This window comes from Bacillus sp. ISL-39 (assembly GCF_018613295.1).
GTDB lineage: Bacteria > Bacillota > Bacilli > Bacillales > Cytobacillaceae > Mesobacillus.
On the sequence record NZ_JAGGQM010000016.1, the window covers coordinates 84,641 to 98,800 of the forward strand.

At 42.9% G+C, this 14,160-nt stretch carries 15 protein-coding genes; 4 read left to right on the plus strand and 11 right to left on the minus strand.

The annotated features are described in order from the left end of the window. Positions 1 to 139: 139 nt before the first annotated feature. Positions 140 to 715, plus strand: a complete 576-nt coding sequence (locus J7E37_RS13525; protein WP_214781806.1) for an HTH-type transcriptional regulator Hpr — start codon at positions 140 to 142, stop codon at positions 713 to 715. A 325-nt stretch (positions 716 to 1,040) separates the two neighbouring features. Beyond that, on the plus strand, positions 1,041 to 1,229 hold the full coding sequence (locus J7E37_RS13530; protein WP_225650422.1) for a hypothetical protein: 189 nt from the start codon (positions 1,041 to 1,043) through the stop codon (positions 1,227 to 1,229). Positions 1,230 to 1,393: 164 nt separating this feature from the next. On the opposite strand, the gene J7E37_RS13535 is transcribed toward J7E37_RS13530, so the two are convergent. The 3 genes from J7E37_RS13535 to J7E37_RS13545 all read right to left on the minus strand — a co-directional run bounded on the left by J7E37_RS13535 (position 1,394) and on the right by J7E37_RS13545 (position 1,836). Then, positions 1,394 to 1,486, minus strand: coding sequence for a YjcZ family sporulation protein (locus tag J7E37_RS13535; protein WP_102261746.1), 93 nt, complete (start codon positions 1,484 to 1,486; stop codon positions 1,394 to 1,396). Between the two features lie 92 nt (positions 1,487 to 1,578). Next, positions 1,579 to 1,662: a YjcZ family sporulation protein gene (locus tag J7E37_RS13540; RefSeq protein ID WP_064503397.1), complete on the minus strand. Its 84-nt coding sequence runs from the start codon at positions 1,660 to 1,662 to the stop codon at positions 1,579 to 1,581. 93 nt (positions 1,663 to 1,755) lie between these two features. After that, positions 1,756 to 1,836, minus strand: a complete 81-nt coding sequence (locus J7E37_RS13545) for a YjcZ family sporulation protein (protein WP_023615406.1) — start codon at positions 1,834 to 1,836, stop codon at positions 1,756 to 1,758. 193 nt (positions 1,837 to 2,029) lie between these two features. Here J7E37_RS13545 and J7E37_RS13550 point away from each other — a divergent pair, with 193 nt between their 5' ends. Continuing rightward, a complete protein-coding gene (locus tag J7E37_RS13550) occupies positions 2,030 to 2,911 on the plus strand; it encodes a peptidylprolyl isomerase (RefSeq protein WP_215024439.1) in 882 nt (293 codons plus the stop codon). A 44-nt stretch (positions 2,912 to 2,955) separates the two neighbouring features. Here J7E37_RS13550 and J7E37_RS13555 read toward each other — a convergent pair whose 3' ends face one another. The 7 genes from J7E37_RS13555 to J7E37_RS13585 form a co-directional block, all read right to left on the minus strand. Continuing rightward, positions 2,956 to 3,138, minus strand: coding sequence for a sporulation YhaL family protein (locus J7E37_RS13555; RefSeq protein WP_215024441.1), 183 nt, complete (start codon positions 3,136 to 3,138; stop codon positions 2,956 to 2,958). Positions 3,139 to 3,576: 438 nt separating this feature from the next. Further along, positions 3,577 to 4,521 (minus strand): 3'-5' exoribonuclease YhaM, encoded by a 945-nt coding sequence (yhaM, locus tag J7E37_RS13560; protein ID WP_215024443.1) that lies wholly within the window; start codon positions 4,519 to 4,521, stop codon positions 3,577 to 3,579. A 76-nt stretch (positions 4,522 to 4,597) separates the two neighbouring features. Further along, on the minus strand, positions 4,598 to 7,597 hold the full coding sequence (locus tag J7E37_RS13565) for an AAA family ATPase (protein WP_215024445.1): 3,000 nt from the start codon (positions 7,595 to 7,597) through the stop codon (positions 4,598 to 4,600). A 17-nt stretch (positions 7,598 to 7,614) separates the two neighbouring features. Continuing rightward, positions 7,615 to 8,838: a metallophosphoesterase family protein gene (locus J7E37_RS13570; protein WP_215024447.1), complete on the minus strand. Its 1,224-nt coding sequence runs from the start codon at positions 8,836 to 8,838 to the stop codon at positions 7,615 to 7,617. Between the two features lie 412 nt (positions 8,839 to 9,250). Continuing rightward, positions 9,251 to 9,946, minus strand: coding sequence for a Type 1 glutamine amidotransferase-like domain-containing protein (locus tag J7E37_RS13575; protein WP_215024449.1), 696 nt, complete (start codon positions 9,944 to 9,946; stop codon positions 9,251 to 9,253). A gap of 209 nt (positions 9,947 to 10,155) precedes the next feature. Continuing rightward, entirely contained in the window at positions 10,156 to 11,409 is a 1,254-nt protein-coding gene (locus J7E37_RS13580) for an ABC transporter permease (RefSeq protein WP_215024451.1), read from the minus strand. Further along, entirely contained in the window at positions 11,402 to 12,301 is a 900-nt protein-coding gene (locus J7E37_RS13585) for an ABC transporter ATP-binding protein (protein ID WP_215024453.1), read from the minus strand. Before J7E37_RS13585 ends, J7E37_RS13580 begins: the two co-directional genes overlap by 8 nt. 518 nt (positions 12,302 to 12,819) lie before the next feature. Here J7E37_RS13585 and J7E37_RS13590 point away from each other — a divergent pair. After that, positions 12,820 to 13,005 (plus strand): YhzD family protein, encoded by a 186-nt coding sequence (locus J7E37_RS13590; RefSeq protein WP_214781789.1) that lies wholly within the window; start codon positions 12,820 to 12,822, stop codon positions 13,003 to 13,005. 35 nt (positions 13,006 to 13,040) lie between these two features. Here the strand turns inward: J7E37_RS13590 and J7E37_RS13595 are convergent, their stop codons facing one another. Further along, complete coding sequence (locus tag J7E37_RS13595; RefSeq protein WP_251009659.1) at positions 13,041 to 13,835, minus strand: enoyl-CoA hydratase; 795 nt, start codon at positions 13,833 to 13,835, stop codon at positions 13,041 to 13,043. Positions 13,836 to 14,160 lie beyond the last annotated feature (325 nt).

The window sequence follows — 14,160 nt, forward strand, 5'->3', positions numbered from 1 at the left end:
AGAACTAAGTGATTACATAAAAACAACACGACTTTAGATGAATTTAACAAATTCAAAAAATTTTGTAAATTTATATCTTTATTAATTTTTGTTTTATTGGCATAATGAAAATAGAACAATAAAGTAGGTGAATATGAGAATGGGAGATAAAAATTATTCTATGAAAGAAGCAATGATGTTTAGCCAAAGAATTGCGCAGTTGAGCAAGGCCCTATGGAAGTCTGTCGAGAAGGACTGGCAGCAATGGATTAAACCATTCGACCTGAATATCAATGAGCATCATATTTTATGGATTGCTTATCATTTGAATGGGGCTTCGATTTCTGATGTGGCAAAGTTTGGAGTCATGCATGTTTCCACTGCTTTCAACTTCTCGAAAAAGCTTGAGGAACGCGGTTATTTAAAGTTTTCCAAGAAGGAAAGCGATAAGAGAAATACGTATATCCAGCTTACGGAAGAAGGCGAAGGCGTATTGCTAGCTTTGATGGAAAGCTATGAACCAGACAGTAATGCTGTTTTTTCAGGGGCAATGCCATTAAAGGAACTATATGGAAAATTCCCGGATATCATTGAAATCATGGCAATTGTCCGCAATATTTATGGCGATGACTTTATGGAAATATTCGAGAAATCTTTTTCTAATATTGACAGGAAGTTTTCTGATGAGGACGGGAAACTCAAGAAGATAGATCCAGCTAAGAAGGAGTATGCCTGATATTTTCGTATGATGGCACTCGTTATGAGAGGGAGGATAATCCCTCGGAGACAGAAGCCTAGTCCACTTCCTCTTGCTGGTTTTTTGGCTGGCTTCCAGCTGGAAGCCTCTTTTAAAGCGGATGAATGAATATTAACCTCTCCGCTTTTTGCTCTTTTTATGGTTTGCTCATTTTCTCACATTTAAATCATTCCCTACAATTTGGAAGTCCATGTGCGACTCATCCCCCCTCCTGCACGGAATTGCCTGTATAAAAAACTATCTTTTTCTTTAAATATTTGTTATTGTATTTAAGATAAAAAGATTGCTAAGGAGGGATTCTTCGATGATCTCCATTTTATTGGTGTTTGTCCTTTTTGCTGCTTTCATTCTTTTCTATATAAACAAGCTTACAGACTCCCTCTGCATCCAGAAGGAAATACCAGAAGACAAACATGCAAATATTTTCAGGACGATCAATATTTTAGTTACAATTTTGCTAATTTCATCCTTCGTTGAAATTCTTTATACGTGACTAAATAGAACAGCCCGAGCGCCGCGGTCAGCCCGACAAGCGCTGCCGGCGTTGGTTTCAGACTACATAAATTAAGCGGTGAGGTCTCCCTCACCGCTTTTTATTCCCAGTCTTTATGATTAGCCTTCATTAAGGCATGCAGAAAGCATTGCCCTCATCAGTACCTACAGCCAAGATGCACCGATGATGATTAACAGAATGAACAAGACAACGAGCAATGCAAAGCCGCCGCCGTATCCACAGCCTCCTCCAGACATTGAGGTTCCTCCTTTCTGCTATGAGAACTTGCTTTAACATCGAAAATCAGAAGTACGGGGGCCAAGTGTCCCCCATACTCTTCATTCAGAAATTAAAGCCAAGCTGCACCCACGATGATTAACAGAATGAATAACACGACAATTAACGCAAAGCCGCCGCCGTATCCTGCACCCATATTAACACCTCCTTCCAAAGTGGTTATGATATCTTATTCAAGTAATGTCATATCCGCATAGGCAGCTATCCTGCATTACTTGCATTTTGTTGATTAAAGGTACGCTGCACCTACAACGATCAGCAAGATGAACAGGACAACGATTAACGCAAACCCTGAATTATAGTGGCCCATTATCAACTACCTCCTTTTTTTCTCTTCTCTACATCCTATGCATCCTCGAACAAACGGTATAGATATCCGCCCATCTCAATAAATAACCAATAGTATCCATTCCTTATTTTTTGTAGAAAATTGAAATTATGTTATAGTAGAGATTGTGGATTAAAAACGGCCACTAGAATTTTCTGTTTAGGAGATGTTCACCATGAAAAAAATGATAATTTCCCTCACGGTTGCAGCCGGAGTAATGGGATTAGGAGCATGCAGCAACGACAATGCTGATTCTTCAGAAGTGATCGTTGAGTCGAAGGCAGGCGACATTACTAAAGAAGAGCTTTATCAATCCATGAAGGAAAAATATGGAGAGCAGGCACTTCAAGAATTGCTTTACCAAAAAGTTCTTGCGGAAAATTATGAAGTGACTGATAAAGAGGTTGAGGAAAAAGTGGCCGAGCTTAAGGAAGAGCTTGGAGAGAACTTCGAGCTAGTTCTTCAGCAAAACCAGCTAAAAGATGAAGAAGAATTAAAAGAAGTCCTTAAAGACCAGCTTCTAATGGAAAAAGCTGCGCTTAAAGATGTAAAGGTCAGCGAAGATGAAGTCAAGAAGCGTTATGAAGAGTACAAGCCTGAAATCAAGGCAAGCCATATTCTTGTGGAAGATGAAAAGACTGCACAGGAAGTGAAGAAGAAGCTTGAGGAAGGCGCTAAGTTTGAAGATTTAGCGAAGGAATACTCACAAGATCCTGGTTCAGCTGCACAAGGCGGAGATCTTGGATTCTTCGGTCCTGGTAAAATGGTACCTGAATTTGAAGAGGCTGCTTATGCCCTTGAAGTAAATAAGATCAGTGAACCAGTTAAATCACAGCACGGTTTCCACATCATCAAGGTAACTGAGAAAAAGGAAAAAGAATCTTATGAAGAAATGAAGGACGAGCTTGAGTATGAGTTGAAGCTTGCTCAGCTGGACTCTAACAAGATTCAAGAGGTCCTGAAGCGTGAGCTGGAAGCTGCGAACGTTAAAATTAAAGATAAAGACCTTAAAGGTGCTGCTGAATTCCCAGAAGCAGAAGCACAAACACCACAATAATATAAAAAAAACACTGGCCTCATGTTCTGGAGACCAGTGTTTTTTTATGCTTCCATTGATTTTTCTCTCTGTTGTTTTTCTCTTTCAAGCCGCTTCATGTAAAGCTCGCCCTCTCGCTCAATGCTTTCCATTTCTTCTTTTCGTTCTTCTTTCCCTGTTTTCACTGCCATGAAGGCACTGAATACGATTCCTGCTGCGACTGCTATTACCCAGATTGGAATTGACATTTTTGCATACCCTCCATTTAAAGGTTGTCCTAATTGAACTCTTATTGTATTCATATGAGGTTTTTTAAAAAATATGCCATTTTATAAGTTGAACCAAAAGGTTTAGCTTTTTCATTTCGCTCCAGGTGCTTCGCTTTCCGCGGGAAGATTTAAGAAAAAGCCCAAGTGCCGGCTTTTTCAAAGTGCAAATTCTTCCTTGGCGGCCTAGGAGCCTCCTCGGCGCAAGCGCCTGTGGGGTCTCCCACTGACCTTTCATCCCGCAGGACATTGAATTACATCCTTGAAACTGCCCGCGCACGATGGAAATACGTTAGCATTTTCGGAGGAGTCTACGCACCTTCCGCTTCATTCAATGGGTAATTCTTAAGTTCAACTTATAACAGAAGATAAATAACAAAAAGGCCTCTTCCAGAAAATTGGAGACAGGCCTTTTGCTTTTTACTTATGGAATACGGGCTTGTAAAATGAGCGGTTATCTAGCGCGAATACTCTTTCGGAGAATTCGCCTGGTTTGACTCTTGAAAGGGCTCGATCCAGCATATTCATTTTCGCATCGAGATTATCGATATAATGCAGAATTTCTGCCTCTTTGATCATTGGCGGTTTCGGACTGCCCCATTCAGCTTTGCCGTGATGTGATAATACCATATGCTGAAGGATGACTATTTCCTCACCACTAATCCCCAACTCATCAGCTGCCTTGCCAATCTCATTGACCATGATCGATATGTGTCCGATCAAATTTCCTTCCACTGTATAAGTAGTAGAAATCGGGCCGGACAGTTCAATGACTTTCCCCAAATCATGAAGGATGACTCCCGCATACAATAGATCCTTATCAAGGCTTGGATATAGCGTAGTGATGGACTTCGCCAGGTCAAGCATTGAGATTACATGATACGCAAGTCCTGAGACAAATTCATGATGGTTCTTTGTCGCTGCGGGATATTCCATAAATGCATTCATATGCTTTTTCAAAAGATGTCTTGTGACCCTCTGGATATTAGGGTTCTTCATTTCGAAAATATATTGGGTGAGCTTGCTGCTCATTTCATCCTTGCTGACAGGGGCTGTTTCAAGAAAATCAGATAGTTTGACAGAGTCAGCTGGTAAAGCAGGCCTGATTTGCCTGATCTTCAACTGGTTTCGCCCTCGGTAATTCTGGATATCTCCCTGTACTTTTACAATGCTTTCAGCACTATAAGTACTTTCATCTTCATCGGAAACATCCCAAAGCTTTGCTTCGATCTCCCCGCTCTGATCCTGGAGGATAAGCGTCAAAAATGGCTTTCCGTTGCTGGCAATCCCTTTTGACGAATGCTTGATTAATAAGAACAATTCCACCTGGTCCCCTGTTTCGTGATTTAAAATTCCTTTATTCATAGTTAACAGCCCTCTCCTCTCTGCAACAGTATAACATACAGAGTCTATTGTCTCTGATTCTCAAATCATGGCATTTCTAAACTATATTTGTACTTTTTTCTTGCAGATTGACGATTTCCTTTTCCGTAAAATAGTCCAGCAAATGGCGATGGCATGTAAAGATGAGAATCTGGTTGTTTTTGCTCATTTCCCTGAGCAGGTTAATTGTCCGGGCAGCCCTGTTATGATCAAAATTGACAAAGCTGTCATCGATGATAACTGGAAAGGGATAACGTTCATAATGGTCGGCAGCAAGTGCAAGCCTGATGGATACATAGACTTGTTCAGCAGTTGCCTGGCTCAGTTCATTCGCTTCAAATAAAACATGGGCATTTCTTTCAATCAGGAAGCCGCTGCTGCCAGTAACTTGAGGAATAATCCTCACATAGCTTCCATCAGTCAAAACCGAGAGAAAGCTTTCAGCTCTGGCCAGCATTCTCGGCATTCGCTCATCCTTATAGCGGTCAATTGTCTTCGAAAGCAAATCCCTGGCGACCGCGAACTTCGCCCATTCTTTCGCATCTTCCGTGAACTCATGCTGGAGCTGCTTATACTTATGAAGCAATTCACTATATATGCCGCCTTCTTCCAGCACCTTCACTTTATGCTTAACATCGGCTATCAGGTCAATCTTTGCGGATAACTCCCGCTTTCTTTCTCCCAGCTTCGAATCGTTGTCCTCGATCTGTTCCTCAAGCGGAATTCCTGTTAGAATCTTTTCACGGTCCTCATCGCTGATTCCCGATGCAAGCAGCTGATGATCGATATCCTCCAGTCTTGCCTTCCAGCCTTTTACCAATGAGACATTTTCCGCTCTCTGCCTGAATCCATCCTCACCTTCAGCCCCGGCCTGTGCAAGCAATCGTTCCTTTTCTTGACTGAATATCAACTCTTCCTTCTGTAGTGTTGAAAGCTCTTCTTCCATTTCCTCCAGTTTAACGGTCAATTCACGGTATCTCGACTTCTGGTCAATTGCTTCGCGCAGTGTCTTCTTCAGCAGTCCGGCCGTCTCGACTGGAGCAAGATTGCTATTTTGAAGGAATCGTTGTGCAAGCAGTTTCAGGCTGCTTTCCATTTCGATTAAAGATTCAGCCACTTTCTCCAAACTTTCTTTTATTCTCTTTCTTTCACGGAAATACTGCTTTTGTTTTTCTATTAAATGATAGGCATCCATTACTTTAATAGTTGCGGATGTATCCGTCATTCCGAATTGTGTCAGTAATTCCGTCCTTCTCTGCTTTAGTTGTGCTTCATCTGCTTCCCATGCTTCAAATTGCTGAACTACTTTTTCAAAACGGGCATGCTGCTGTTCAATTTTGATGTGCAGCTCTCGATGGCGCAGTCTCGCCTCCTCATCTTTGGCCAATAAGCTCTTGGTCATAGATGCATTGCCTTCAAGCTGACTGTTCAGGTTTTCTTTTAGCGCTTTTTCCCGCTCCAGCAACCTGGACAGGAGCTTGTCCTCCATTGGCTTCTTGTCAGCGGACTTAAATCGGGCAGCCAGCAAAAGCAACAATCCTGCAATCCCGATTCCGGCTAAGAACCAGGAGCCATTTGTAGTTCCCCAAAGAAAAACAATCAGAAGAATGCTGCCGAGAAGAAGCAATTGATTAAAATCTTTCTTCTGCTGCTGCCTTCGTCTGTCCTTTTCAGTCTCTTCCTTGATTTTGGCCGACTCAATCTGGTCCATGACGTAGTTCAATTCAGAATGGATTCTCTCCTTATTCCCTAGCAGGTCCAGGTCTTTCACCAATTTTGTTCGTTCATCTTCATCAAGGAGTTCATCTTTTGCAGTTTCTGCCCTTGCTTCAAGTTCTGCCAATGCCTTTTTTTCTTCTTCAAAAGCGGACTCCAGCTCAAGCTTTTTATTCCTTAACCTTTGCTCTGTCTGATCTATGTTTTCGGCATGTTCCTTTATGAAGATACTTGTATTGATTTCATAGATATTTCCCTCATTGAAATCTGTATGAAGCTTATCATTTAGCTGATCTATTTCTTCTGTCATTTCCTCCAGTTTGGATTCAAGCAGTCTTTTTTCCTGCTTCAGTTGATCATATAAAGGCAGATTTTCGATTCTTGCTTCAATTTCTGTTTCCATACCAAGTAAATCGGAGTTTGGCTTGTGCCTTTCCAGATCTTTCAGTAATTGATCTTTCTTTTCTTTTACCCTTAACGTTCTAGCCTGGTTTGATTTAAGCTGCTCGTTCAACTTCTCAAGCCGGTTCAGGCCATCTTCTGGGAAAAAAGACAGATCATGCACTTTAATTTTTCCATCTAATCCTGCGGCTTCTATGACAAGCTTTTCATTGCGCTTATATTCACGAAGCTTAATTCCGGTTTGCTCCAGCAGGTAAATATCATTCTTAAGCTGGGCAGTTTTATCCGTCAATTCATCCTTCGTCCTCGCAAGCTCTGAATATTTTTCATTCTGCTGCTCAGCATTCTTCAATGAAGATTGGATGTCCTTCAACTCTTTCAATTTCTCATTCAGCAATGGCCTTTTTCCGCTGGGCTTGAAACGCAGTTCCATTTCTTTTTGAAGTAAACCCTCGGTATTGAAGAGTTTGTCTGTTCCAAGTGTCCCTGCAGAAAATAAATATCTGCCAAGCTCTTCGCCCTTCATTGCATGGATATTTTGAAGCCCGTGGACGTTGAACGAAAAAATGGCCTGGAAGATGCTCTTATCCATTCGTTTCAAAAGGTCTTTAAGCAATTCTTCGCCGCCAATCGTCCCGTCTTCAAGAGATACGGTCACATCACCTGTTGCCTTGCCTTTCACTCTCTCGATGACAGCCACTCCCCTGTCGGGAAAAAAGGCTTTTATCTTGCCGCCATACTTTGGGTTATTTTTTGGCTCATAGCGGTTTTCGGCACTTTGCTTGCCCGGAAAGCCGAACAGGATGCTGTGGAGGAATGACATGATGGTCGACTTTCCAGCTTCATTCTCACCGTAGAAAATCTGCATTTGACCTAATGATTTAATCTCATAATCCTCGAGCTTGCCATAACCGTATATATGCAGTTCAATGATTCTCATCATTCGGCCTCCTTTCTTCAATTTTTCAGCAGCATTTGGAGAAGGATCCTCTCGGCATCCTCAACCAGTTCTTCTTTTTCCTGTTCCGACAGCATACCTAAATGCCTTCTTGCCTGGCTGTGCTGGAATAGTGGAGACAGAGAATTCCCCAAGTCATCATATTGCTCAATCGTGCTGAATAACTCCTCATAGAAATCACTTTGCTTAATCAATCCGGCGCGGTCGACAGCAATATCTTCGGTAAACTTTAGCCTGTGCACCCAGACAAAAGAATCCTCTTCCTTTTCAGCTTCCTGCAGAAGTTCAAGAAGTTCGCCATTTTCTATTTTTTCAATCACATCTGACAGACTGGAATTCAGGCCTTCAATCTTGATGTCCAGCAGGACCCCTTTTCCTTCTCTTCTTTTACCATCGATGGCATCCAGGCAATTTTCATAGAGTGCATTGAAACTAAACAAATCTTGGACATCAATAACTACATCATCCCAAATCACATCAGCAGTTTCATAAAAGGTAACTTCTGAGCCTGCTTCTGACAAATTAACGATATACGCCCCTTTATCTCCCAGCTCTTTCCTGTTCCGTCCCTGGGGGTTTCCAGGATAGACAACATAAGGCTGCTGTGATAAAAACGCTTTTTTATGAATATGGCCCAGTGCCCAATAATCATAATTTTTTTCTAATAGATCAGATAACCTGAATGGCGCATATTTTCCATGGTCACTCACACCCTCAAAATGGCCATGAAGCAAACCAACGTGAAAATCCGCGCCATCGACCTTCTGATATTTCTCAATCCACCGCTCCATCACATGCCGCTCTGGGTAGCTAAAGCCATAAAGATGGACAAGAGTGCCATCATCCTTTCTATAATCAACCTTTTCTACCTGTTCTGAGAAAAAGTGAACATTCTCCGGAAAATCTAAAGTCAGGGATTTTGCGCCAAGATGATCATGATTCCCATGGATTGCATATACCTTTATCCCTTCATCAGCCAGCTTCTCCATCTCATTGCGGAGAAAAGCCTGGGCACGTATGCTTCGGTCCTCCCCATCGAATAAATCTCCCGCAATGACGACAAAATCCACTTCATGTTTAATCGCAGCATCTGTGATATTTTTCAAGGCCGTAAATGTGCTCTCCTGGAGCCGGTGAAAAATGGCTTTCGGCAGATGCCGCAGGCCAACCATCGGACTATCAAGATGAAGGTCGGCAGTATGTAAAAACTTCACCTGTTTCATTGGATAATTCCTTTCCCACTTCCTGTTTTCCTTTATTTTAACACTCAAAAAATACGAATGCACGTTCTAACAAAAAAAGCGTAAGCGCCTTGGTCAGCCCCGACAAGCACTGCCCACGATAAAACGCCACATCGTGTGGCTGGCGGGTTTGCACGCCCTGTGCCTCAGAGGGCCTGACATTGAAGTCGCTCTTTGACTTCATTGGCAGGACCGAAACGTCTCGATGAGTTAGGAGCCGCAGCTAGACAAGTGTCTCGAGCTGCTCAAAGCTAACGCTTCTCGCAAGATACTCGGAGAAGCCTTCTCAGGGATGAAAACTGGCTGGGCACTGGAGCTGGACACCAGTCTTAGTGTGAAAAGTTTATACTTTATAGAAAAAAAACTGCAGTCCCCATTAGAACTGCAGTTCCCTTTATCCAAGATATATTGTTTCCATTTCCCTTTCTTGCACCTTTCCATCAGTCTCACAAACATGATAAGCCTTCGCTACCGGCCTGGAGCTTACCGCTTTAATTAGTTCCTCATCGATAAAGTGCATTGCCGCTCCGTCATCTGCTGCATATCCGCCTTTTATCCTGCGCGACCCCACAAATCTCTGATACGCAGGCCGACGCTCCTCTTCCCCATCATAATGCGGGCAGTTACTCCCTTTTAAAAACCCGAGAGTCTTCAGCGGTTCAAGTCCGCTGCCAAAAGAGTCTGTCACACCTTCCTCGAACCAGCAGATTGATCCCGCGCTTACTCCAGCCATTATTCTGCCCTGCTGCCAGGCTTTCCGCAGGATTACATCAAGTCCCCATTCCTTCCACAGAGCCAGCAGGTTCTTCGTATTGCCTCCGCCCACATAAATGATCTCCTTATCCATGACATAGTCTTCTAAGTCTCTTGTCGGAGGACGGAACAATGAGAGATGTGATGGTATGCATTCATGGCCTTCAAAAGCTTTATAGAATCTTAATATATAATTCTCAGCATCCCCGGAGGCAGTTGGCACAAAGCAAACTTTCGGAGTTTGAATTTCCGACTGCCCCAGAATGTACAAATCCAAAAGCGGGTTCTCAGGCTCCATCGAAAAACCCCCGCCTCCCATTGCAATAATCTGTCGCAACCATGAACACTTCCCTTCTATACATCTAGTAATCTTATGACCTGAAATCTGCCTTTCCTCTTCCATACGGGCTTGTGCACCATTTGTGTGACCGTATTTCGGTTTCCTCATCATTTCGGGCACAAACTATTTCATCCTCTACTAAATATTCCGCATAGCCGGTTGATTTCCCTGTAAAAAAGCCGCAATCACATGATTGCGGCTTTCCCTTATTCATTTTTCGTTAGCTGCAGTGCTTTTTTGATGTCCTTGAATGAGTTTGACTTTCCATACATCAGGACTCCGCCACGGTAGACTCTGGCACCGAATACAGCCAGGAAGGCTATTGTGGCAACCAGGATACCGATCGATAAGGCAATTTCCCAAAAAGGAATGTTCAGCATGCCTACGCGCAGGAACATCAACATCGGCGAGAAAAACGGAATGAAGGATGTATATTTTACAAATGGCGCTTCTGGCTGACTAAGCCCGAACATTGCCATCATGAAGCCAGCGATTACAAGCATTGTCATTGGTGTAATCATTTGCTGTACATCTTCAATGCGGCTGACAAGTGAACCAAGGAATGCAGCCATCGTAGCATACAGGAAGTACCCAAGTATGAAGAAGATTACAGCGTAAACGATCGTGCTGGCTGGAATATTCCCAAAACCAAAGAACTCGAAAAATCCACCCTCCATGCTTTCGAGGTTCTGTTTAATGGAGTAGTACCCAACCAGCAAAAGAACCGCGAGCTGGGTCAAGCTCAGCAGCCCAATACCGAGAATCTTCGCAAACATTTGCTTGATAGGCGATACGCTTGATATCATGATTTCCATTACTCTTGATGATTTTTCAGTCGCGACTTCCATGGCAATCATATTGGCGTACATAAGGACCGCAAAATAAATGATGAAAAGCAGGACATAGACTAGTCCTCTAGCTTGATTCAGTTCCTCTTCCGTTTTGGCATCTTTTTCGAGAGCTGTTTTTTCAAACTCAACCGGCGCGTACAGTTTTTCCAATTGATCTGGAGCGATATTGATTTGTGTCGAAGCCATCGAGGTTTTAATCTGCTGTAATGCAGCCTGCAGGTCTCCTGGAATAGCAGAATCAGCTATGCTCATCGCCTTGTAGGAAGCTGCCGGAAGCCCTTCATTGTTCAAGCTTAATTCGAGAAGGCCTTTATATTCCCCTGCCTCGACTGCTTTCCTCGCACTTTCTTCATCTCCATCATGTTTTTCCAGGACAAGCTCCTCGTTAACCATCTTCATTTGCTCATTCAGCGGCTTAAAAAGCTGGCCAGTCTCGTCAATGACTGTAATTTTGTCAGCCTCTTCACCTTTATTGAAAAACTCGATGATATTTGTCATATTCGTCAGCACGAGCATAATCCCTACTGTCAGGATGGTCGTAACTAAAAAGGATTTTGTTTTCAGCTTACTCATGTATGTATGGATCAGGATTATGAAAAAATTATTCATATGAATTACCCACCTTTTCTATGAAAATATCATTGAGGCTTGGCTCTTCAAGGACAAATTTGCGGATGAACCCTTTACCAACGATATCTTTCAAGATGTCTTCGGCAACTTGCTCCCCCGAGATTTGCAGATGGATTCCCTCTGCTGTCATTTTTGCTTTTGCCACTCCAGGATGCTCCTTAAGAAAAGAAGTATCGAAATCCGCATGGATGACCAGATTCTTTTTCCCAAAAGATCTTTTGATTTCTTTAAGGGAACCATGGACGACAGGGCTTCCTTTGTGCATGATGCAGATATGCTCACACATTTCTTCCACATGCTCCATCCGGTGGCTAGCAAAAACAATCGTCATGCCCGCATTTTTCAGTTCGACGACTGCTTCTTTTAACTGTTCCACATTCACCGGATCCAGTCCGCTAAAAGGCTCATCAAGGATTAACAGCTTTGGCTTATGGATGACAGCGGCAATGAACTGAATTTTCTGCTGGTTCCCCTTTGACAGCTCTTCCACCTTTTTATCCGCATATTCTGGTACCTTAAAGCGATTGAGCCAGTAATCAAGCTCCTTGAGGGCAGCTTGTTTTTGCATTCCTCTTAACCTGGCAAGATAGACTATCTGGTCGCGGACCTTAAGCTTTGGATAAAGTCCCCTTTCCTCCGGAAGGTAACCGATGATACTGCTCGAATCATAATTGATCGGTTTGCCATCCCACGTAATCATTCCCTCCGAGACATCAAGAAGACCCAGGATCATCCGGAAGGTCGTTGTCTTCCCGGCGCCATTCGCACCAAGGAATCCGAACATTTCTTTTTCTGGAATATTAAGTGACAGCTGATTTACTGCTGTAAAATTGCCAAATCTCTTTGTAACCTGTTCAAGCTGTAATACCATAATCATCTTCCTCCTTTTCCAATAAATTACTACGAATTTTATAGGAAAATAGTTTCATATTTAAATATATTTTTTGTTTTGCATATTTAAAAAAGTTATGCAAAAATAATAGTAATCATCTGAATTTTGCAAGAAAAGCGGAAGCGCCTCAGTCAGCACCGACAAGCGCTGCCCGCCTAAAACGCCACATCGTGTGGCTGGCGGGTCTGCACGTCCTGTGCCTCAGAGAGCCGACCGGTGAAGTCGCTCTTTGACTTCATTGGGCGGACCGAAATGGAAATGTGTAGCCGACTGCTCAGAAACGCAGAAACTGGAGACTCCGACCTTGCCGGCGGATTCGAAGTTTCGGAGTTTCTAGGAGGTGCAACTAGACAAACGACTCGAGCTGCTCAAAGCTAACGCTTCTCGCAAGATACTCGAAGAAGCACAAGCAGAGATGAAAACTGGCTAGACGCTGAAGCTAGACAATTATCGAGGTTAGTTTTATACTTACTAATCTTTAAAAAGGGGACGTTGTGATGGAGACTTACAAACTGACAGCCTTTGAACCAAATGGGGAAAAATTGATTGACGAATCATTCCAGGCCGGCAATGATGAAGAAGCAAAGGAAATCGGATCAAGAATGCTTGAAGAAAAAAATCTCACCGATAAGACCCACCGCTGTACTTCACCTAGAGGAAAATTAATTCTTTTTCATCCATAAGAAAAGCAAAGAGGTCCACCCTCTTTGCTTTTTGTTTATTTTCCTTTGAACTGCGGCTTCCTTTTTTCAAGGAAAGCATTGATGCCCTCCTGATGGTCCTCTGTCTGGCGCATTTTGAACTGTCCGTATTTTTCCAGTTCAAGGATTTTCAACAGAGCAGGCCTGTTTTTCTCTGCTAGGATTTTCTTCGTCTTTATCATTGCCTGAACCGGTTTGTTCAGCCATGCTTGTATTTTAGCTTCAACCGCTTCTGTAAAATCTCCTGTTGGCACCTCGTCAACAAGTCCCAGTGTCAGCGCTTCAGTGGCAGAAAGAGTCTTTCCTTCCCAAATCAGCTGCTTCGCCTTCGTTTCCCCAAGGCGCTCCTCCATGAAGAAGTGGCCTCCCCCATCCGGTATCAAGCCAATACCAATAAAGTTCATCGCTATCTTGCTTGATGGCTCGGCGATTATGTAATCTGTCGCTAGTGCAAGGCTGAAGCCCAGGCCTGCCGCTGCACCTGTTACTGCGCTGATGGTTACCTTTGGCATGCTGTACAAAGTCACGATCATATCGTGAATATCATCCATCACATGATAGAAATCGCTTTCATTTGTATTGGAAAGCATCGTTTTGATATCACCGCCTGCTGAAAAGGCACGACCGGCTCCTTTAATCACCACAATATCGATCTCATCAGACTTGCAGACTTCCTTCAGATTCATAGTGACTCCCTTGATCATTTCCACATCAAGAGCATTCAGTGCTGCTGGCCTGTTCAATTCAAGAACCGCAACACGTCCATTAATGTCTAATTTCACAGTGTCCGTTGAAAATTCAATCGCCACCATTCATCCCCTCCATTTATCCTTATATTTTTATTATATAGGGAGAAGTTATATTTAAAAACCTTTTTTCTCACTATTTAGATTTTTTAAAGAATAAACAGAAATTCGCAGAGGATAATTGCAGGGTTATTCCCCTTCGCAGAATTTAGTTGGTTTTTCGCGGATTTAAATATCCTTTTCGCGGAATTGGAAGCCGTTTACGCAAAAATGCCGGCGACTTTAGCGGAATAAAAAGTTTTTGCCAGGAACTTGCTGGCTAATATATTTTCAAATCACGCAAAAATGGTCAAGTCGTTCCCCAAACCAAAAAAGCTCCCGAAATGAATCT